The 19,857-nt window shown below is 57.9% G+C and carries 16 protein-coding genes and 2 pseudogenes; 11 read left to right on the forward strand and 7 right to left on the reverse strand.

Annotated features, from left to right (window positions below):
• Nucleotides 1-112: 112 nt before the first annotated feature.
• The 7 genes and pseudogenes from GA0061101_RS20085 to GA0061101_RS20110 all read left to right on the forward strand — a co-directional run bounded on the left by GA0061101_RS20085 (nt 113) and on the right by GA0061101_RS20110 (nt 5,967).
• Nucleotides 113-868, forward strand: coding sequence for an SDR family NAD(P)-dependent oxidoreductase (locus GA0061101_RS20085; protein ID WP_092574602.1), 756 nt, complete (start codon nt 113-115; stop codon nt 866-868).
• A 66-nt stretch (nt 869-934) separates the two neighbouring features.
• Nucleotides 935-1,936 (forward strand): zinc-binding dehydrogenase, encoded by a 1,002-nt coding sequence (locus tag GA0061101_RS20090; protein ID WP_037200140.1) that lies wholly within the window; start codon nt 935-937, stop codon nt 1,934-1,936.
• 189 nt (nt 1,937-2,125) lie between these two features.
• Nucleotides 2,126-2,437 (forward strand): alpha/beta fold hydrolase, encoded by a 312-nt coding sequence (locus GA0061101_RS20095; protein ID WP_051964149.1) that lies wholly within the window; start codon nt 2,126-2,128, stop codon nt 2,435-2,437.
• 19 nt (nt 2,438-2,456) lie between these two features.
• Nucleotides 2,457-3,188, forward strand: a complete 732-nt coding sequence (locus GA0061101_RS40165; protein WP_245297510.1) for an epoxide hydrolase family protein — start codon at nt 2,457-2,459, stop codon at nt 3,186-3,188.
• 444 nt (nt 3,189-3,632) lie between these two features.
• Nucleotides 3,633-4,023: pseudogene (locus GA0061101_RS40170) on the forward strand (tyrosine-type recombinase/integrase); the annotation flags it as partial.
• Between the two features lie 123 nt (nt 4,024-4,146).
• The gene (locus tag GA0061101_RS20105) at nt 4,147-5,265 is read left to right on the forward strand and encodes a serine hydrolase domain-containing protein (protein WP_037200177.1); all 1,119 of its coding nucleotides are present in this window, start codon (nt 4,147-4,149) and stop codon (nt 5,263-5,265) included.
• A 207-nt stretch (nt 5,266-5,472) separates the two neighbouring features.
• Entirely contained in the window at nt 5,473-5,967 is a 495-nt protein-coding gene (locus GA0061101_RS20110; protein ID WP_037200141.1) for a GNAT family N-acetyltransferase, read from the forward strand.
• A gap of 546 nt (nt 5,968-6,513) precedes the next feature.
• Here GA0061101_RS20110 and GA0061101_RS20115 read toward each other — a convergent pair.
• The 4 genes from GA0061101_RS20115 to GA0061101_RS20130 form a co-directional block, all read right to left on the reverse strand.
• The gene (locus tag GA0061101_RS20115) at nt 6,514-6,990 is read right to left on the reverse strand and encodes a chemotaxis protein CheW (protein ID WP_037200143.1); all 477 of its coding nucleotides are present in this window, start codon (nt 6,988-6,990) and stop codon (nt 6,514-6,516) included.
• Nucleotides 6,990-8,921: a methyl-accepting chemotaxis protein gene (locus GA0061101_RS20120; protein ID WP_081938850.1), complete on the reverse strand. Its 1,932-nt coding sequence runs from the start codon at nt 8,919-8,921 to the stop codon at nt 6,990-6,992. Before GA0061101_RS20120 ends, GA0061101_RS20115 begins: the two co-directional genes overlap by 1 nt.
• Before the next feature lie 401 nt (nt 8,922-9,322).
• The gene (locus tag GA0061101_RS20125) at nt 9,323-9,589 is read right to left on the reverse strand and encodes a LuxR C-terminal-related transcriptional regulator (protein ID WP_037200144.1); all 267 of its coding nucleotides are present in this window, start codon (nt 9,587-9,589) and stop codon (nt 9,323-9,325) included.
• Between the two features lie 1,263 nt (nt 9,590-10,852).
• Nucleotides 10,853-11,320 carry a hypothetical protein gene (locus GA0061101_RS20130; RefSeq protein WP_037200146.1) on the reverse strand — a complete coding sequence of 156 codons (468 nt, stop codon included), beginning with the start codon at nt 11,318-11,320 and terminating at the stop codon, nt 10,853-10,855.
• A 790-nt stretch (nt 11,321-12,110) separates the two neighbouring features.
• On the opposite strand from GA0061101_RS20130, the gene GA0061101_RS20135 reads away from it, so the two are divergent.
• Complete coding sequence (locus GA0061101_RS20135; RefSeq protein WP_037200147.1) at nt 12,111-13,028, forward strand: recombinase family protein; 918 nt, start codon at nt 12,111-12,113, stop codon at nt 13,026-13,028.
• A gap of 109 nt (nt 13,029-13,137) precedes the next feature.
• Here the strand turns inward: GA0061101_RS20135 and GA0061101_RS40175 are convergent.
• Both GA0061101_RS40175 and GA0061101_RS20145 read right to left on the reverse strand, forming a co-directional pair.
• A pseudogene (locus GA0061101_RS40175) lies at nt 13,138-13,679 on the reverse strand (cation efflux transmembrane domain-containing protein).
• 1,107 nt (nt 13,680-14,786) lie between these two features.
• Nucleotides 14,787-14,945: a TniB family NTP-binding protein gene (locus GA0061101_RS20145; protein ID WP_081938852.1), complete on the reverse strand. Its 159-nt coding sequence runs from the start codon at nt 14,943-14,945 to the stop codon at nt 14,787-14,789.
• Nucleotides 14,946-15,187: 242 nt separating this feature from the next.
• Between GA0061101_RS20145 and repA the strand changes: the two genes are divergently transcribed.
• The 3 genes from repA to repC all read left to right on the forward strand — a co-directional run bounded on the left by repA (nt 15,188) and on the right by repC (nt 18,848).
• Nucleotides 15,188-16,402 (forward strand): plasmid partitioning protein RepA, encoded by a 1,215-nt coding sequence (gene repA, locus GA0061101_RS20150; protein ID WP_037200148.1) that lies wholly within the window; start codon nt 15,188-15,190, stop codon nt 16,400-16,402.
• A complete protein-coding gene (gene repB, locus GA0061101_RS20155; protein WP_037200149.1) occupies nt 16,399-17,400 on the forward strand; it encodes a plasmid partitioning protein RepB in 1,002 nt (333 codons plus the stop codon). The genes repA and repB overlap by 4 nt, the downstream gene beginning before the upstream one ends.
• 194 nt (nt 17,401-17,594) lie before the next feature.
• A complete protein-coding gene (gene repC / locus GA0061101_RS20160) occupies nt 17,595-18,848 on the forward strand; it encodes a plasmid replication protein RepC (protein WP_037200150.1) in 1,254 nt (417 codons plus the stop codon).
• Nucleotides 18,849-19,545: 697 nt separating this feature from the next.
• On the opposite strand, the gene GA0061101_RS20170 is transcribed toward repC, so the two are convergent.
• On the reverse strand, nt 19,546-19,857 hold a 312-nt coding region (locus tag GA0061101_RS20170; protein ID WP_141694095.1), incomplete at its 5' end, for a helix-turn-helix domain-containing protein.

The following is a 19,857-nucleotide window of genomic DNA, read 5'->3' on the forward strand; positions in this document are numbered from 1 at the left end:
TCGGACGGCGACGAGGCCAACGGCCAACGCCACCTCCCGAACAGTTTTAGATTTTCAACAGGCCGCGCATTCGGGCTGAACCCTTCTGCGCGCCCAGCATCAGGAGAATAAAATGACCAACAGGCTTGAAAACAAGATCGCCGTCGTCACCGGAGCAACCAGCGGCATCGGGCTCTCGACCGCCAAGCTCTTTGCCGCCGAAGGCGCACGCGTCTACATCACCGGCCGCCGCAAGGACGCGCTCGACAAGGCAGTGGCCGAGATCGGCCATGGCGCGGTAGGCGTCCAGGCCGATTCCTCCAGCAACGATGATCTCGACAAGCTGTTCGCCCAGGTGAAGGCGGAACAGGGACGCCTTGACGCCCTCGTCGTCAACGCCGGCGGCGGCACCATGCTGCCGCTCGGTCAGATCACCGAGGAGCAGATCGACGACACCTTCGGCCGCAACGTGAAGGCCGTCATCTTTACGGTTCAGAAAGCGCTACCGCTGCTCAGCAAGGGCTCGTCGGTCGTGCTGACCGGCTCGACCGCCGGCACGGAAGGTACGGCTGCCTTCTCTGTCTACTTCGCTTCCAAGGCCGCCGTCCGCAACCTGGCCCGCTCCTGGGCGCTTGACCTGAAGGGCACCGGCATCCGCGTCAACGTCGTCTCGCCCGGCGCAACACGCACCCCCGGCCTCGTCGAGCTTGCCGGTGACGACAAGGAACAGCAGCAGGGCCTGCTCGACTATCTCGCCTCACGCATCCCGCTCGGCCGCGTCGGCGAATCCGAGGAGATCGCCAAGGCCACCCTGTTCCTGGCTTCCGACGATGCGAGCTTCGTCAACGGCGCCGAGCTCTTCGCCGACGGCGGCCAGGCCCAAGTCTAACTCCCGCAGCGGGAGCGGCCAACAGCCGCTCCCCATTCTCATTCTCATTCTCAAGGAGAGCCCGCGATGCGTGCCGCAGTGTATTTCAAGCATGGAAAGCCTGAGGACGTTCTTCAGGCTGTCGAAGTCGAAGATCCCAAGCGTCCCGAGCACAACGAAGTGCTGATCCGGGTGCTGCTTCGGCCGGTCCACCACGGCGACCTTCTCGGCGTATCGGGACGCTACCAGTCGGGAGCGGTGGTTCCGAAAGAGGGTGTGCGTGTCGGCTTCGAGGGCTATGGCATCGTCGAGGAAGCAGGTGATGGCGTCGACCTGAAGCCGGGCACCCGCGTCGCCTTTTTTCCCGGCAAGGGCGCGTGGAGCGAGAAGGCCATCGTCTCGGCCGAATACGTCACCGAAATCCCCGATGACGTATCTGATGAAGCCGCGGCGCAGCTTCACGTCAATCCGCTGACGGCGGCGCTCCTTCTGCGCGCCGTCGAAACATCCGGCGCGAAGCCGGGCCGCGACGTACTCGTTCTCACCGCCGCCGGATCCGCGGTCGCCAGACTCCTGATCGGACTGCTTCTCGATCGTGGCTTCGACGTGGTCGGCGTCGTCCGGCGGGAAGCCGGCGTGAACGAACTCAACGTGGTGTTCCCGGATCTGCCTGTTGTCTCGACCGACAAGCCCGGCTGGCAGGAGAATGTCATATCTGCGGCGGACGGTCATCCGATCGGGGTCGTGCTCGACCCTGTTGGCGGCGAGACTGCCAGTGCGGCCGCCGGGCTGCTCGCTCAAGGTGGCAGCCTTGTATCCTATGGCGATCTGTCCGGGCAGCCGATCTCGGTCTCCGCACTTTACTTTTCGACGCGCGACATCCGGATATCGGGCGTGACCGTTGGGCGGTGGGCAAGCCTACCAGTCAAAATCCGCAAAGCCGATCTCAAGCTGGCGATAGAACTGGCCGCGGGCAAACCGGAGCTTTTCCCGGTCGAGAAGACATTCGATCTGGCAGACGTCGGCAAGGCGGCGGCGCTCGTCGAAATGCCTGGCAAGACTGGGACGGTCCTGCTTTCCTCCTACTAGCAAGCTGCCCCGTTGCGGCACGAGAGCCGAAATCTGGAACAAGAACATCCAGGCGGAGCAAATCCAGACATCGGCGCTCGCTACGCGCAGGTCTAATCTTGATCCGATATTTCAACGGATCGTCGACAACCCAACCATCATAAAACCAGAACATGAGAGATCGAGCAAAAGTGGTTCTTCCGCTACCTGATGAAGGATGAAAGCAGGATCGACGCCCGCGACCGCGCCGTCTATGCGGCGGCTTACGCGAGCCGCGATGCAATCCGCGCCGGCAACGCCTGGTATCAGGCCTTTCCACAAGACATCATCGATGATGGCGACTACGCCAAACTCGAGATGCCGGTTCTGGCGCTCGGCGGCCCCGGTTACGTCTGGCTGAAGACGACCCTTGAGCGAAAGACGACCAATCTGCAGGTCTTCAAGATCGCTGACAGCGGCCACTTCATTGCCGAAGAGCAGCCGGAAGAAACCCTGAAACACATCATCGACTTCCTCAACTAAGATTCTCCAGGAAAAAGCCATGACACTTCAATCGACTGACTCTTCGCGTCGGCGCATGCTACAGCTTGCTCTCGCCCTGCCTGCCGCGACCGCCTTCGTTTCGCAAGCGGCGGCTCAGACATCCGGCCTAAACATTCCGCCGGCTTCGAAAGACATCAAGCCGTTCAGTGTGTCCGTGCGGCAGTCGGCGATCGACGACCTCAAGCAAAGGCTGAAGAACACCCGCTGGCCCGAGAAGGAAACGGCGTCTGACTGGTCCCAGGGCGTACCTCTTCAAAAGGCGAAGGCGCTTATCGCTTATTGGGAGAGCAAATACGACTGGCGGAACTTCGAGAAGCGCATCAACGCCTATCCACAATTCCGCACTGAGATCGACGGGCTCGGCATTCACTTCATCCATGTGAAATCGAAGCATGAGAACGCCCTGCCGATCATCCTGACCCATGGATGGCCAGGGTCGGTGGTGGAGTTCCTCAAGGTTATCGGGCCACTCACCAACCCGACCGCGCACGGCGGCACAGTTGAGGACGCGTTGCACGTCGTCATTCCCTCTCAGCCCGGCTTCGGGTTTTCGGACAAGCCCCAGGCAGAGGGATGGAACGTCGTACGCACGGCGAAAGCTTGGGCCGAGCTGATGACCCGTCTTGGCTACAGCAAGTGGGTCGCACAAGGTGGGGAGTGGGGTTCCGGCGTGACCCATGCCCTCGGCCACATCCGGCCTGCAGGGCTTGTCGCAGCTCACGTCAACTAGCCGCTCGTCTTCCCGGAAAAATTCCCGGACAATCCGACCCCGAGGAAAAGGCAGCGATGTATGCGGCCGCCAAGTTTGCCAACGACCAGTTCGGCTATTTCAAGGAACAGGCAACGCGTCCACAGACAATCGGCTACGCGCTTGCCGACTCCCCGGTCGGCCAGGCAACATGGATCTACGAGAAGTTTCAGGCCTGGACCGATAACCGCGGTGAACCAGAAGACGCTTTGACCGTCGACGAGATGCTCGACGACATCTCCCTATACTGGTTTACGGACACTGCGGCCTCTTCCGCTCGGAACTACTGGGAAAACGCGCGCAACGGCGGGGGATTCGACGCTGGTCGTATCGAGCTGCCGATGGCGGCGACGATCTTCCCGAAGGAAATCTACCGGGCGCCGAAGGCATGGGCCGAAGCCCATTGGCCAAACCTCGTCTACTGGAACGAAGTCGACAAGGGCGGGCGAAGACCGAGCTCATGTTGTTCTGATTGGCCGGCCGGTCGAGGCCCTAAAACGATGGATCGAGGAGTCCAGGATCGACATTGCGCCTGTGTTCCGTCCGATCGACCAATGGAGCAATGTCGGCCGGCGGGCGTTGACGCCGCAATCGGTCAATCTGATCCTGAAGACCCGGTGCAAGCAGGCGGGTCTCGATCCAGAAGAGTTTTCGGCGCACGGGCTCCGATCGGGCTATCTGACCGAAGCAGCCAATCGTGCCGTCCCCCCTGCAGGAGGCTATGCAGCAGTCGCTGCACAAATCGGTGCCGCAGGCGGCGAGTTACTACAACAATACCGAACGCAAGCAGGGTCGGGCAGCTCGATTGAGCATTTGAGCCGCGGCATCGAGGATTACTTGCAGTTCTACACGACACTATCGGCGCTGCGCCGCCTTGCGGTACAAAGCAGAATATGTCGTTGTGCGCCTGCTTATTCGGAAGTACCGGAGGATGGTTGCGATGAAGACGCGGATCGACGCGGTTATCGAAAGGGCGATAGTGGCCGGCAAGATCGTCGGCACTGTCGTGATCGTCGTCAAAGACGGAGAGACCATCTATAGCCGCGCTGCTGGTTATGCTGATCGCGAAATCGGAAAGCCCACTGAAACGCGGACCATATTCCGCCTCGCGTCCGTGACCAAACCGCTCGTGGCAGCAACCGCTCTAGCTCTCATCGACAAGGGCAGGCTGTCGCTTGGCGACCTTGTGCGAGATTATCTCCCCTACTTCCGGCCGAAACGGCCGGACGGGGAGATAGCCGATATCACCATACACCACCTTCTGACGCATACGGCAGGTCTGAGCTATGGCGCAGATCCGGAAACCACACCATCCGAGCGGATGTTCAATGCCGGCCTTGCCGACACAGATCTCGATTTCGAGGAAAACTTCAGCCGACTAGCGACCTTTCCGCTCCTGGCCGTGCCAGGTACGCTTTGGTCTTACTCGATCGCCATCGATGTCCTTGGGGCAGTAATCGCCCAGATCGAGGAGTGCAGTTTGGGAGAGGCGGTGCATCATCATGTGGCCGAGCCGCTGGGAATGAACGACACCGGCTTCTCTCTCAGCGATCCCGAACGGCTTGCCACACCCTATGCTGACGCCAGTCCGGCGGCCGTCAGAATGGGAGATCATCATCTGGTTCCCGATGATGCCGGCAATCTGCTGACTTTTGCACCGATCCGGCTGTTCAATCCCAAGGCTTTCCAGTCCGGCGGTGCGGGCATGGTGGGAACCGCGCCGGATTTAATTGCCTTTCTCGAAGCTGTTCGTCGCGGTGGCGCACCCATCTTGAAGGCCGAGACGGCGAAGGCCGCGCTTCTCAACCAGATCGGCAACATCCCACGCCCAGGCGAACCAGGACAAGGATTCTCCTTTTTGGGTGGAGTGATCCAGGATCCAGTTTTGGCAGAGGTTCCGATGTCGAAAGGATCGATAACGTGGGGCGGAGTTTATGGACACAGCTGGTTTATAGATCCCGTGAAAGGCATTTCCACTGTGATCATGTCCAACACGGCGGTAGAAGGTTGTTTGGGAACCTATCCACGTGATATCGCTCGGGCGATCTACAACGCCTGACGCCTGTTGGACGAAACAGTGTCGCGGCATTTGCGAGGACGCTGCTGCCCATGGCTGTTGAGGCAATACGAATCTCATCTCATCCAGTTTGTCGCCGCGCATTCGGCGGTCGCGATGGACTAGCCAACAAACGCACGCTGTTGCTCTCGGTTCTTGATTAGAGACGTCTGTTCACGACCAATTTCGCGACACTTCGGGAGAAGAAGTATGCTCGAGATCCGTCCAGCGGAAACCGCAGACCATGCAAAAATCTTACACCTCTGGCATCGAGGATGGCATGATGCTCATGCCGATCTCGTTCCCCCTGAGGTTCTGGCATTCCGGACCGAAAGTCACTTTGCAATCTGGCTGAAGGAGGCGCGCGACACGTTCTACGTCGCGATCGATGCCCAGCTAGTTGGATTTGTCTACGTTAAAGATGCCGAGGTCGTCAAACTCTATGTCGGCAAAAGCGCTCGCGGAACCGGCGTAGCCCATGCCTTGCTATCCTTTGCCGAAGAGCTCTTGTTTGAAAAAGGCGTGCAAGAGGCCGAGTTGTTTTGCACGGCCGGCAATAGTCGGGCCGAAAAGTTCTATAAGCGGGAAGGATGGAACCTGTCTGCGTCGTTTGACGATGCTCTTTGGGTCCCTGAGGGCTCCGGCGGTGGATTTTTGGTCCCTACCCATCGTTTTCAAAAAGCCCTGATGCCAGTCGCGCGATAGGCTCGTGGCGAATGTCGCACGGTTTCTCAATCGGAGCAGCAATTCAGGCCACGCAAGCTGGGCTAAGGCAATGTGTCAGGTCGGCCTGATCACCGGCTCATTACTGATGAGTGCACTGTTTGCCAGCGTGGTCGGCGATACCGCAACTGCGGCCGCCGGCATGGCGACGGATGTCACGCTTCGCCTTCCACGTCGCAGCCGCCATGGCAGGGGCTTTCCTGCCTTCTCTCACGCGTCGTCCGCGTCGGCGTCACGCCTGACACCCCGCAACAAGGATCATGCGCAATGCAACAGAACAACCTGCCGTCGCATCGTAAACTTAACGACAAAAAGGCGCGACCATGAAGCGGGCCTCTTTTGTGTGTCATGTCCAGGCGATTTTTGCCTACAGGTTCATCGCCGCTGCGGCCGGAGCAACTCCTCGACAAACATGCTGAGCTTCAACTGATAGAGATGAATACGTCTTCGCAATGGAAGCTCCCGGCGGCTTTTGCGAATTTCAGCATTATCGGACGCATCGCATGCACCGATGCGTCCGATGTCAAATCAGGCAGCCTGTTCCCATTCACCCGGTTCGCCGGTAGCGAATATGACGTCGAGATTGAGGAAGCATATCATGTCCTTGTCGCGGGCGAAGATCCCCTCGGCATATCCGTTGGCAGATATGCCGGCCGCCGCAGGGACTTGTTGAAGCTCGTCACCCCGGATTGTCAGTATGTCCGAGACACGATCGACCATAAGGCCGATGGTCTTGTCCTTGACGACAGTGACGACGATCGCGCTACGCTCGCTGGTTTCCGCTGACGCCATCCCGAGCTTGACCGCGAGATCGACGATCGGGATCACTGTGCCTCGAAGGTTCATCACCCCCATAACCTCTGCCGGCGTATGCGGTAGAGGGGTGACTGGCGCCCATCCGCGGATTTCGCGAATGGAGGTGGTGCGCACGCAAAACTGCTGTTCATGCAGCATGAAGGCGATGATCTCCAGCGTATCGGCGTCGTGGCTGAGCATCTGGTTCATCAGAAATCCTCCCAGCCGTCCTTGCCGGCGTCGATGGCTGCGTTGCCGGAGAAGGCCGACGCGATCTTCCGGCCGAGCGCTCTGGCCGGAGAAGCGGCAGGGACCTCGCGTCCGGACGCAGGGCGGATGCTACCTGCCGAACCGCTGCCCAATTTGAACTGAGAAAGAAGCTGGTTCAACGACTGAACTTCCCTGGCAAGGCTATGGCTTGCGGCCGTCGATTCTTCCACCATCGCGGCGTTTTTCTGCGTGTCCTGGTCCATCTGATTGACGGCGGTATTGATCTGCTGGAGCCCGGAGGACTGTTCGTGGGCCGATTCCACGATCGACAGCACATGACGGTTGATCTCCTGCACTTCGGAGACGATCGTCTGAAGAGCCTTTCCGGTATCGCCGACGAGTTGCACGCCCTGATGCACCTGGTCGTTGGAGGTAGTGATCAGCGCCTTGATCTCCTTGGCGGCGGTCGCCGAACGCTGGGCGAGCTCGCGTACCTCCTGGGCAACGACAGCAAAGCCCTTGCCGGCTTCGCCCGCCCGCGCCGCCTCGACGCCGGCATTCAGTGCAAGCAGGTTCGTCTGGAAGGCGATTTCGTCAATAACACCGATGATGTTGGAGATCTCGCCTGACGACTTCTCGATCTCCTCCATTGCAATCACTGCCCGGCGCACGATCTCGCCGGATTGTTCCGCGCCAGCTTTGGCGCGGGCTACGAGTTGACCGGCGTCCTGGGCCCGCTGGGTGGCGTTCTTGACGGTCGTGGTGATCTCTTCCAATGCTGCGGCCGTTTCCTCGACGGCGGCCGCCTGCTGTTCGGTGCGCTTGGCGAGATCGTCAGCAGCCGAACGGATCTCGTTCGCGCCACCATCGATGCCGCGGGCGTTCTCGGAAACCCGCTTCAAGGCTTCCTGCAGTTTTTCGGCTGACTGATTGAAGTCGCCGCGAACGCCATCCAGCGACTGGGTGAACGGCTGGGCGATGCGGTAGGAGACATCGCCATCCGACAGCTTCGAGAGGCCGGCTGCGAGACTGTCGACCGCGAACTGGATGTCGGCAGCTTCCTTCGCCCTCTGCTTTTCACGCTCGATGCGTTCCTTCTCGCTCATCGAGCGATTGGCTTCCGTTTCCTGCTCAAGCCGGATTCGCTCAATGGCATTCTCGCGGAACACCTGGACGGCTGCCGCCATCTCTCCGACTTCATCCTTGCGCTCGATATAAGGGATGGCGCTGGAATTATCACCGCCCGCAAGCTTGCGCATGGCTTCGTTGATGTTGCGGATAGGCTTGACGACCAGAAGAAAGACGAGCCACAGAGCCGCCACCGAGAGTGTCACGGTCAACCCGCTGGTCAAATAGTTGCTGAATGCGGTCTGGTCGGCTGCTTGTTTCGATTCCGCGTTCCGCTTGCCGAGCAGCCCACGCTCTTCGTCCTGCATCTCGCGAACCTTGGCGCGAATGGCGTCCATGAACTGCTTGCCGGCACCGGCGCTCTCCATCGCCCGGGCCTGCTCCCGGGTGGCGGAGGCCTGCATCAGCGTTTTTTCCTTTTCGAGCACCTTGTCGGTCCAGTCGGAGACGTAACCGTCGAGATCGGCCAGACGTTTCTGCTGGACAGGATTGTCTGCCGTCAGATTTTTGACGTCGCCGAGAGCCTGCCTGTAAGTCGCCTGTCCCGCCTTCTGCGGAGCCAGAAACGCTTCGTCGCCGGCGATAAGGTAACCGCGCAACCCGGTCTCCTGGTCGACCATCGACGCCACGATCTTATCGAGGTTGGAAAGAACCAGGTAGGTGTGTTCCGTAATCGCCACCGCCTGATTCTGGCGGGCAAGACCGCTCAGATTGATGACGCAGACGATGATACTCAGGAGGATGACGACTGCAAAGGCTAAGGAAATCTTGGTGAGTATCTTCAGATTGGTGAATGCGGACATTGTCGAACCTTTGATGATCGAACGGTGGCGAAAGCGAAGCAGTTTGCCTTTCGCCCCAAGGTACAGCGAATGGGAGCGGGTTGATCCCGGGGATCCCAAGGGGAGCGCGCGGTCAGGTTTCAGCTAGTCAGGTTCGCGTGCCGGAATGTTCTATCCGCTGCTGATCGGCCATCGGGCAAGTTCGTTCGACCTCCGCTCGCAAGGAGCGCGGCTCGGAATGCTTCACACTGGAAACGTCTGGACAGGACAGAGGAACAAATACCCTCATGGCAAATGACTCTGTAACCCGATTATTCGGGTGTATTGGTTTATTTTTCGCTAACGCAGAGTAATAAACAAAGGTGCAAAAGTTACTTCGCTAGATCTTTTGTATTTCGTCGAAATATTGCCTTGAATGCCGATCAGGCGACGAGCCGGCGTCTGATGGCGTCGGCAATCGCCTTGGTCCGGTTGCCCGCCTTCAACTTCTTGGCTGCCGAAATCAGGTAGCTATTGACGGTATTGACGCGGTAGCCGGTTGCCTTCGCGATCTTTTCGCTCGTCAGGCCAAGGCTTGCCGGCGACAGGCAGGCGATCTCACGTTTGGGAAAGCTTGAGTTTAGCCGAGTTCGTCTGCGACGCCATCCCGGTGGCGCAGCCGTCGCTCTTGCAAACAAGAATGCCCGCATCGTCTGGGCGCTCATCTCCGGGAACGAGGACATATGGGATATGTGGGGCAGTTTGCGAAGCCATGGCCTGAAGTAATAGGAAGAAGTTTACACGCCTGACAATTGCAGCAAAATGGCAGTAGATGGAATACGGTCACTACCGTTGCTTCTCAAACCTGATGTCTGGCTCGGCACGGCTTCGGCCAATGTCTAGGCTGTTGGTTTCCACGCAGAACTGAGGCTGCTCGCTAAACTCAAGGCCGGCAGCCATGACATTAAGGCCGAAATCATCTGTCTGTTTGCAGCAAAGTTGCTTGATTTCGTCCGTAATCCCTTTTCCATTGCAAAAGCTCTCAATACATTTCCCGCCCTCGCCGGAGCGATCGCTCCGCGCCAAGATTGCCGGCACCTTTCTCTCTCTCAATGCGGGGCTTAGATTACGGCGCGTGTCAGTATCCCCTGGGGAACAGCCGCCCCTGTGGCGTTCCCGCGACGAATTCCGCTGACAAGTGCTTCGCAGGGTTTAAGATGATCCACGCTTCGAAACGGGCGTCCAGCGAGACGGATGATACCCAAGCAGAGCAAGTCCATTGTCGCGCATGGCCTGCAGAAAGAAGTATCCAATACACTTCCGTATAGAGATTTTTCTCTTTTATATCAACCAGTAAAAACCTGCTCCAAAACAGCACGAGAGCTACCTTATAAGGTAAATAGGACAAAATAAGGGGCCGTGAAAGCCACGGTCGCCGGACATCACAAACAGTACTCGCCTTGGTGCGCATAGCGATCACCATCGAATGCAAAGGACGTTTGTGCCGGCTCGTGTCAAGGATCGACCTAGACGGTCATCGATCCCCGGGGAGCCTATTTCGCCTGCTCAGGGTCGCGCTCATCTGCAGCCGTCTTCTTGAAGACCTGTGCACAAGCGCTCGCTCTGCGAGTTGGTTGCGGGCCTGGGTATTCCTTGACCGGGGCAAATCATGATTCAGTCCCGGGATGGCAAGGAAACGGCTCGCCTCCCCTGAGCATGCCGATACGCTTTCGCTGGAGGCACTGCGAAGCTTGGTTGTTGACTCGAGACATGAATTAACCCGGTTTTCTGCTTGATCCTGAGCAGGCCAAGCTTCAGACAAGGCAATGAAAAACATTGATTTTCATAGCAGTCGCTGAATCATGGCGAGATGGCAAACTGGGTGAATCTTGCACGCAATTCAACAGCTTGGGCTGACCATAAATGTGGCGGGCACCATGGTACCCGCCATGTCATTCGCAAATGGGTGCGCCTTAGTTAGCGGCCGGCGCCGCCTGGGTGGTCATGCATTCGGACAAGCCCATGAAGGCCTTCTCGCCGCCCGCAAGGCTGAAATCGGCAGTAGTGCTGTTGGCCGTCAGGCTCAGCGACTTGCCGCTGGTCAGTGCCATGACGGCCTCGGTCGTGTTCGGGACGTCGATCGTTGCCGTTGCTGCCGTGTCAGCAGTCGACGAGAAATTTGTGGCCGTGCCACCATCGATCGACCAGGAGCCGGTCACCTGATCGCCCTTGGCGAAAGTGAACTTCGAAGAATTGGCAAACAGGACGACCTTGTCGCCAACCGCGAGAAGACCGACGCCTGTGGCGGGGTTCTGAGCGAGGCAACCGGTGAAGGTGTCGCCCTCTTTCAGCGGCGTGACGGAGAAATCGGCAGCATCGACGGACGCAGTGGTCAGAAGCATGGTGGCGAGGGTCATAGTTGTCAGGTGAAGTCTGTTCACTGCATTTCCTTCATGAGCGCGGGGAAAGCGATTAAGCGCTTGGTTACAAAAAAACCGCGACCCCGGTTTGGACTGGACGGAGAATCTACGTTCAGCGAAACGGAAGCCTCGCCAAAGCCCTCAGCGGTTGTCGCCCGGATTGTCGTTTCCACTCATAACCCCGGCAAAATTGTTTCACTCCAATACTTAAACAGAAAGTACCGGATATTTTCGCGGTTCATTTCTGGGCTGATTTGCTGTTCTTGACGGTCGAACGCTTCTCTGGGTAACGGCGAGCAGGAGCCTCTATGGATTGCAGCTGCATCGCCAAATTGATCGCACAACACAACTAAATCCTCAGCACAATCCGACATAAACCGAGAGTGCCACCCATTCTGCTCCACGTACCCTTACAAGCCAGCGACCATGCAACGACCTTTCGAAGGCGTGTCCTGACTCCCTATGCATCGCCCGCAAGCGCGGTCGGCTTGTCGGCAATTCAACACCATACTTGGTTTGCTCCGAGGCCCAGATCTCACGAAGTCGATAATGGCCCATCCGGCAAGAAGCCGACAACCCATTGTAGCGATAGGCCGCCACTAACCACTTTCGAAGTAGATGGCTTCGCGCGATTTCCTCCATAGAGGCTCACTGACGCATACTCTGCGGTCGCGACGTATCAGCGCCTGCCCCACACCAGAAAACGCGCTGTGTGGCCTTCCATTATGGTCATAAAATACGCTTGCAAAGGTACCTTTTCTCATGCATTCCCTATCTGTACAAACGTCGATCAAGATGGACCGATAAATCGATGGCGAAAGCAGCGAAGGCCGAGCCCCCTCCCCCGACCCAAAGGCTGATCGGATATGCCCGCGTTTCGACAGAGGACCAGCTCAATGACGCTCAGGTCGACGAGTTGCGCGCCGCCGGTTGCCACCGCATTCATCAAGAGCACGGATCGGGAGCCTCACGCGCAAGGCCGGTGCTCGCCAAACTGCTGAAAGAACTTGGCGCCGGCGACGTGCTGATCGTCGTTCGTCTCGATCGCTTGGCACGATCGGTCAGCCATCTGCTTCAAGTGATCGAAGATCTCGAGAAGCGCGGCGTGCATTTCCGCTCTCTGCGCGATCCGATCGACACGTCGACGCCGCAGGGGATGTTTTCCCTCGAGGTGCTCGGCGCCATCGCCCGGCTCGAGCGTGCCCTCATCGCGGAGCGGACCAAGTCCGGCATGAAAGCCGCCAAGGCGCGTGGCAGGCTGGCTGGCAATCCCGGGCTTCGCGAACGTCGGCCGGAGGCAGTGCGTGCGGTCTCAGCCGCTCGCGGCCGCGCCTATCTGGACGAGTTGATTGCGTCGGCCCAGACATGGCTGCCGACCGTGCGCCAGCTACGCCCGCAGCATAATTGGGACGACATCGTTCGGATCCTCAATCGGAAAGGCCACGACTGGACAGCTGAGCGATTGCGCCGGGCGGTCCAGCGGATGGTGCGCGAGAAACTCGTCGAGTCGGACTTGATCAAGCGCTCCCCTCGCCGCCGGCCCGAGGATCATCTGATGCGGCTGGTCGCCGGGATCGCCATCGCCGATCCTGATCTGTCGCTGCGCGATATCGCTGCCCAATTGGACCGGATGCACCAACCGCCAGCACGTGGCGGTCGGAAGTGGCAGCCGTCTTCCGTCAGGGCGTTGCTCGACGAAGCTCGCCGCTTCGGATTGCTCCGCGATTGAGCCCCTAGCGGAGATCGGAATAAGATCTGTCAGAAGCCGGACGCTAGCCTCAATTTTTCGCTTCCAATGAGGGCGGCAACACGACGGATAGCGCCGCGGGCTCATCAATCTATGCTTCAACTCCGGAGCGGTGCTCTCCCGTGGCGGCTTTGAACACCTCACGTGGAGCATCAGCGTTCATTGCGGCAATGCCAATCCCAACGATGAGATCAGGCCAGGCCGACGACCGCAGGAACGCGGTTATCAGCCCTGCTACGATGATTGCGATATTGGCGATCGCATCGCTTCGAGCAGACAGGCAGGCTGCCTTGGTGAGACTGCCGCTATAGCTTCGGCACAGCGCTGACAGGAAAGCACAGAAAGGTTGATTATCAGCGCGCCGGCGCCCGGCGCGGTCGGGGATAGCGGATCAGGCGGCAACAGAGATTGAAGCTTGGTCCAGGCGGTCCACAGTGTTGCAAGCCCTCGCACCATCAAATGTGTGGCCAGCAGCATACCGAGCCTTGCGCGATTTCGAGCGCTCCAACCCGGTCCGATCACAATCAACGTGTTGACCGACGCATCCTCAAGGAACTCCAAACTATCTGCGAACCGTGTTGCTTGAACTAGATCGAGCAGTTGCGCTGGAGCTATCAATGGACCGTGCGCCACGCCGACGACAGGTCGGCGAGAGGGTTCCTGGACGGTGAAAACGGGGTGGCGTCCGAAGGGAAGCTTTAGGTCAACCCACGCAATGAACGGCTTCTCATTCGCCTGCGACGGCGCCCACAAGACTTGGACCGCATCCTTTGTGACGTTCCGCGCCACGGCATCCGCTCTCTCCGTGATGGCGGCCCCGACAGTTGCCGTCAGCGCGAGTAGAAAATCCAACCGAGCCGGATCCTCTTGGCTTTCCTTTCCGCTCGAGACCGCATTCGCACATTGACCGCAAATGAGTCACGCCATTTCCTCGACACATTGGAATCGAAATTGGGTCCGCGCAAAGCAACATTCGCAGAAGTCCTGCAGCATTCGCCGATGTTTCCGCCAAACCACCGTTTCGACATGAGCCCATTCGCGACGAAGATAGTGATCCCGGCCAGCTGACACGTGCTCATCAAGGCAATCAGGGCACCCCCTGCTCACGGCGATCTGCAATATACCGGTCTATCGACATCAGCGATTAGCTCAGAATCATTTGCTCAATTTCGGCGATTCTTAATCTGGCCGCTCGCGCGATCTGAGGACCAGAGGATCCGGGCGAAAATCCCGCAACTCGAAACTTCCGAACGCAGGCGGCCAATCCTCATGCCCTAACCAATGCTCGATTTCGCCCGACGCGCATCCAGAGCGACAAGCCACTCTTGCCTGCCTGGACAAGGTTAGCTCGTCAGCGTAGGACCTCCGCGCGATCGCCAAGAGGCGGATTTGCATCGCCGCACCGATCGCCACTGTAGCAAATGCTCCGACCGTCGAACCATAGCCACAAGCGGCAACACAAGGTCCTGGCGGCTGAAGCCGTCCGCGGCGATACATCCACTACCGTTGCGGACGGCGTCGTTAGCAACGGTTTCCATCAACCGGAATATGCGCCCAGTCATGCCATCCGCAAGCTCGAGAACCCGCAGACGAACCGCCGGAGATGTTGCTGCCGATGCCGGCATGGGGGAGAAATGGACGCTAGGCTGGAATGAAGCTACGTCAGGCGCTGATCATTCCACCAGTGCTCCAGGTGTAACGGATCAAATGTCCGGCGAGCTGCGGGTCCGTTAGAAGCGCTCACCGGGCACGATCGATGCCCACACAGATCAACGGCACCTTCAGGTCGGCGGCAAGGAAGCGGATCACATTGAGGAAAATCCGCAGCTGGCGAAACGCGCCAGTCAGCATTGGGTGGATATCGTCGATAGCAAGCATTCGCACGCCCATCCTGCGCATCGGGGCCAACTCAAACTTTACAGCTGTAAAGTCCCCGGCTACTGCGAGGGGAGGGGACGGCGCAACTTTACAACTGTAAAGTCTTTGCAGCGACTCAAGGCGACTGCCACAGAGCTGAGTAAGTTGAAACCAGCGGAGCGTTTATTTTTCATTAACTAAAAATGGCTTGTCGAATCGGACGACCTCTGCCAATCATGACGGAAATGCCCCCGCAAAATGAATAAAACCGTCAAGAGGACCGGATGCATCAGATGGTATCCAAAAGCGTCACAGATACCGCATCGAAAATCGGCGTATACACGTCGAAGCTTTCTGCGGAGCTCCGCGACATGCGCGAGGCGGTCTATCCGCCTGAAGCGCGAAAGACATTTTCAAAGACTTTCTCGACCGTCGATCTGGTTCGCCTCCTCGGCGTGCCCGAGAGCACCCTACGCCAACTCACTATCGAAGGAAAAGGGCCGCTTCCTGATAGAGCGGAGAACAACCGCCGTACCTACACGATCGAACAAGTTCGAGAACTACGCTCGTTTCTCGCTTCGCTGCGACCCGACGATGCCGGACACCTCGTGCCTCATCGCCGAAAGGGCGAAAAGCTCCAGATCCTTGCGACCGCGAACTTCAAGGGTGGAAGTTCAAAGACCACAACATCCATCCATCTTGCACATTTTCTCGGTTTGCAAGGTTATAGGGTCCTTTGTGTTGATCTTGATCCCCAGGCTTCGATGACCGCACTGTTCGGCATCCAACCGGAATTCGATCTCAACGATAACGAGACCACCTATGCTGCGATACGATACGACAACGAGCGACGTCCATTCCGGGACATAATCCAACCGACTTATTTCCCAGGCGTCGATCTCGTTCCCGGCAATCTCGAACTGATGGACTTCGAGTTTGATACACCAACCTATCTGACATCGAAAACGCGCGACGAGCTTGGTCTTTTCTTTGAGCGGATCAATACCGCGATAGCGAGCGTCGATGATCAGTACGATTTCGTCATTCTGGATACACCACCTTCACTGGGCTACTCCACGCTTGCTGCCCTGTATGCCGCAACGTCCCTCATAATCACTGTGCATCCAGCCATGCTCGATGTTGCCTCGTGCAATCAATTCCTGATCATGATCTCGGATCTTTCCGAAGTGCTCGCACAGTTCGGAGCTAAATTCGAGCATGACTTCTTTCGTTTCCTGCTCACGCGCGTGAACCCGAACGACGGCCCACAAAAATACATGGGCGGCGTGATGCGGCGACTGTTTGGTGATGACGTCCTTGTGGCCGAAGCCCTCGAATCCACGGCAATCGCCGGGGCCGCCGTCGCCAAAAAAACCCTTTATGAATTGGAAACAGGTGAGGTCGGCAGGGAAGCCCTCAAGCGCGCGCTCGAAAGCGCCGATCGGGTGAATTTCGAAATCCTGGCACTCGCTCACAAAATTTGGGGACGCAGCCCATGAAGAAGAGCATCCTTCAACGAATGGCCGAGGAGGCCGTCAATCGCACCGAGACGGTTGAGGCTGACGCCACTGAAAAGCCTGTCCCTTCACGACGGCATTCATCGCCTGTTATCGCCAACGTCGGAAAATCCCTTGCGCACCTTGGTGAGGACAGCATCCTGTCGATCGATCCGTCTAGAATCGATCGCTCACCCTACCAGGACCGATTCAACAACGATCACGAGGCCGAAGCCGAACTTGAGGCCTTGAAGGTTTCGATCGCGGCCGAAGGACAGAAAATACCCGTCCTCGTTCGGCCGCATCCAAGCAAACCTGATTACTACCAGCTCGCTTATGGCCACCGCCGTCTGGCAGCCATAAAATCCTTGATGGCGGACTCCGAACGACCGGAGACCGTCAAAATAAAGGCGCATGTCCGCAATCTCACGGATCGGCAGCTCATCGAAGAACAGGCTGTTGAAAATGGTGTGCGCGAAAACCTGACCTGGATAGAGCAAGCAATGTGGGCGGTTCAGTTAAAGGAAGCCGGCTTGTCTCATCGTGCCATTTGTCCGGTATTGGCTCTGTCCGAAGCGGCCGTGTCACACCTGTTTCGTGTCACCTCCGTCATTCCGGCTGACATCATCTTTGCCATCGGTCGCGCCAAATCCGTCGGTCGTCCGAAGTGGACTGCTTTCGCCGAGCTTCTGAAGGACGATAGCAAGGTCGCCGCTGTTCGCCAGATCCTGGACACCACCGATTTTCTGTCGAAAGACGGAGCGGGCCGTATCGGCATGGCAATGGACAGGGCCAGTGGCATCATTCCTACAGAGCCGGACGAGTCGTCCAATGTGATCAACTTTACGCTCGGCGAACGGCTGTTCGGGCGGATGAAAAGTTCGTCCACAGGTACCACAGTCACTATCCCGAAAAAGCAAGATGCGTTCGCTCGCTGGTTGGCGGAGCGGATGCCTGAGCTCGTACGGGAGTACGATCATCAATTGGGCCGCGTAAAATGAGGTCTGGTAAAGCAGTCTATCTGGTTCAAAAGGAGCAATAGCGCAAAGAAAAAGGCCACCAAAACGTTCCCGTCGTGGAAGCCTTCCTCAAGTCCTTAAGCAAGATCGAGAATCGCATTTCCACGAATCACAGTCAAGAGTCTTGGCACCGTTTTTGGTGAGCGGATTTCTTTTGCCTTATGAAAGGTGAAGAAATGGAACGTGGACATGTCACGACGCCCTTTGGGCGGCGGTCGATGTCGTTTGCCTTGTTGGCACGGCAACGACAAATCAGCGAAGCAAAGCCTGAGACCAAGCGAAATAAATGGAAGCTCTTCAGGGCCGTTTGCGAGGCTCGCGAGGAACTGAATGTCTCCGATCGATCTCTATCGGTCCTCGATGCTCTATTGTCGTTCTACCCGTCTGATGAACTCACTGCGAACAACGACCTCATCGTCTTTCCGTCGAATGCCCAGCTTTCGATACGCGCAAGAGGTATGACTGCAGCTACGTTGAGACGTCATCTGGCCGCACTCGTCGACGCTGGCCTTATCCTTCGCAAAGACAGCGCTAACGGCAAGCGATTTGCACGGCGGAGCAGGGCAGGGGAGATCAACGAAGCTTTCGGCTTCAATTTGGCTCCGCTGCTGGTACGCGCAAGGGAGATCGAGGGGATCGCCGCGAAAATCACAGCCGATCGGGAGTATTTTCACACAACAAGGGAACGGATCAGCCTATGCCGGCGCGACATAACCAAGCTTATCCAGCTGGCGCTAGACGGTCACGTAGAAGGCGAGTGGGGCCTGATCCACGACCGGTTCCGCACGTGCCTTGCATCTTTGCCTCGCCGCCCGTCGCTCGAAGAACTCCAATTTCTCCTCGGCCGTTTAGTTGAGCTTCGCACAACGATCGTCAAGCTCTTGGACGAGCACGATAAAACGCAAAATATGTGCGCCAAAGAATCCCAAAATGAGCGCCACATACAGGATTCACAAACACAATCCATTTCTGAATCTGAAACCGTCCAGGAAGCGCAACCGACGAAGCCTCTTGGTTCACCGTCCGCCTTTGAGGCTGGGAAAAAAATCCGCCCATCCGCCGGCGAAACTACTGGCGTGCCGCTAAAGTCGCTTCAGCCCTCAGTTCCACTAGATACTGTGCTTCGAGCATGCCTTGAAATCGCTCCCTACGGTCCGGGTGGAGAGATCCGGACATGGCACGACCTCCTGACTGCAACAGCTGTTCTGCGACCCATGCTTCAAATAAGCCCGTCAGCTTTCCATGAAGCCTGCCAGGTCATGGGACCCGAAAATGCCGGCGTCGCCATTGCGTGCATTTTTGAAAGGGGAGGTCATATCAACTCTGCAGGCGCTTACCTCCGCAACCTCACAAGACGAGCTACAGAGCGACAATTCACAATCAGACCGATGGTCTCAGCCCTCCTAAGGGCTAGGGCAGGCGCATCGTGAAACGGCCGCGTCATTGATAGAAAATCTCGACATCGTCTTCTAGCTCGACGTAACCGGCGCCGACTCACCGCTGACCAGGGAAGTGGCAGGTCTGCTGCTTCAATGTGCAGAACTGATCGATTGCGTCTTTCCGTAACCGCCGTTCCGGCACCACGTTGTCCTAGCCGCTGTAATCTGTGATCGGCTTTCCATGGATGAGCGAAGGGAGTTTCTCCATGGAGAGTACATTGGAGGTTCTAGCGACCACGAAGTCTGGACGTGAGGTTCACCGGCACTGGCCGGACGAGGTAATCAGGAGCAGTATATCATTATGTGATTATCTGGCAGAAGGATCGAAGGCCGAGTGAATGCTCTTCCATTCGTGGCCGAAGAGCTGGTCGCAGCAACGGTCTATCAGGCTACTTGCAGCGCTGGCATCCTCAAGCGCTCCAGCGATCCGTCAACCACCGGGTCAACATACAAAATGCGATCGGGGAAGGATTCCACGATGAAGTCTAACCACGCCTCTAACCGCTTAGAGCGTTCGACTCCGCCATTCGACTCCTCACAAGGCGCGCAAGATCCGGTGTTGGCGATGACGCATGCCTTGGCTGAGGCCGCTTCGTCCGTCGCCATATCAAGTTCACGCCGACGATCGCTATCTTTGGCGATGCCACATGGTGGGCAGCAACCAAAGCTCGCCGGCGCGATCAAAGCGTTACTGCACGAGTTCCCGGATCTTGTAGGCAACTTCCGTGCGGTTCGTCGCATTGAGCTTCTTCATGATGTTGCGGATATGAACCTTCACGGTGCTCTCGCAGAGGTTCATTTCATAGGCAATGATCTTGTTTGCCTTGCCGCGCCTCAGCGCCTCGGCAACGACGACCTCGCGCGGTGTAAACAGACTGTCGAGGCAGCAATTCTTGCTCGCGGCGGGAGTAATCGACTCCTTGGCAGCCAGAATGCTGCTGGCAGGCACGAATACACCTCCCGCACGGGCAAGGGCCACCGCTTCCGCTGCGACCTTGAC

The sequence above is a fragment of the Martinezella lusitana genome (assembly GCF_900094565.1).
GTDB lineage: Bacteria > Pseudomonadota > Alphaproteobacteria > Rhizobiales > Rhizobiaceae > Rhizobium > Rhizobium lusitanum.

What these genes read in the sequence shown, in the direction of transcription:
- repB (WP_037200149.1), top strand. Translation starts at nt 16,399, where the DNA reads ATGAAGAAGAGCATCCTTCAACGAATGGCCGAGGAGGCCGTCAATCGC.
- GA0061101_RS20125 (WP_037200144.1), bottom strand. Translation starts at nt 9,589, where the DNA reads ATGCGGGCATTCTTGTTTGCAAGAGCGACGGCTGCGCCACCGGGATGG.
- GA0061101_RS20095 (WP_051964149.1), top strand. Translation starts at nt 2,126, where the DNA reads ATGAAGGATGAAAGCAGGATCGACGCCCGCGACCGCGCCGTCTATGCG.
- GA0061101_RS20120 (WP_081938850.1), bottom strand. Translation starts at nt 8,921, where the DNA reads ATGTCCGCATTCACCAATCTGAAGATACTCACCAAGATTTCCTTAGCC.
- GA0061101_RS40165 (WP_245297510.1), top strand. Translation starts at nt 2,457, where the DNA reads ATGACACTTCAATCGACTGACTCTTCGCGTCGGCGCATGCTACAGCTT.
- GA0061101_RS20090 (WP_037200140.1), top strand. Translation starts at nt 935, where the DNA reads ATGCGTGCCGCAGTGTATTTCAAGCATGGAAAGCCTGAGGACGTTCTT.
- GA0061101_RS20110 (WP_037200141.1), top strand. Translation starts at nt 5,473, where the DNA reads ATGCTCGAGATCCGTCCAGCGGAAACCGCAGACCATGCAAAAATCTTA.
- GA0061101_RS20145 (WP_081938852.1), bottom strand. Translation starts at nt 14,945, where the DNA reads ATGCGCAGGATGGGCGTGCGAATGCTTGCTATCGACGATATCCACCCA.
- repC (WP_037200150.1), top strand. Translation starts at nt 17,595, where the DNA reads ATGGAACGTGGACATGTCACGACGCCCTTTGGGCGGCGGTCGATGTCG.
- GA0061101_RS20115 (WP_037200143.1), bottom strand. Translation starts at nt 6,990, where the DNA reads ATGAACCAGATGCTCAGCCACGACGCCGATACGCTGGAGATCATCGCC.
- GA0061101_RS20105 (WP_037200177.1), top strand. Translation starts at nt 4,147, where the DNA reads ATGAAGACGCGGATCGACGCGGTTATCGAAAGGGCGATAGTGGCCGGC.
- repA (WP_037200148.1), top strand. Translation starts at nt 15,188, where the DNA reads ATGCATCAGATGGTATCCAAAAGCGTCACAGATACCGCATCGAAAATC.
- GA0061101_RS20135 (WP_037200147.1), top strand. Translation starts at nt 12,111, where the DNA reads ATGGCGAAAGCAGCGAAGGCCGAGCCCCCTCCCCCGACCCAAAGGCTG.
- GA0061101_RS20085 (WP_092574602.1), top strand. Translation starts at nt 113, where the DNA reads ATGACCAACAGGCTTGAAAACAAGATCGCCGTCGTCACCGGAGCAACC.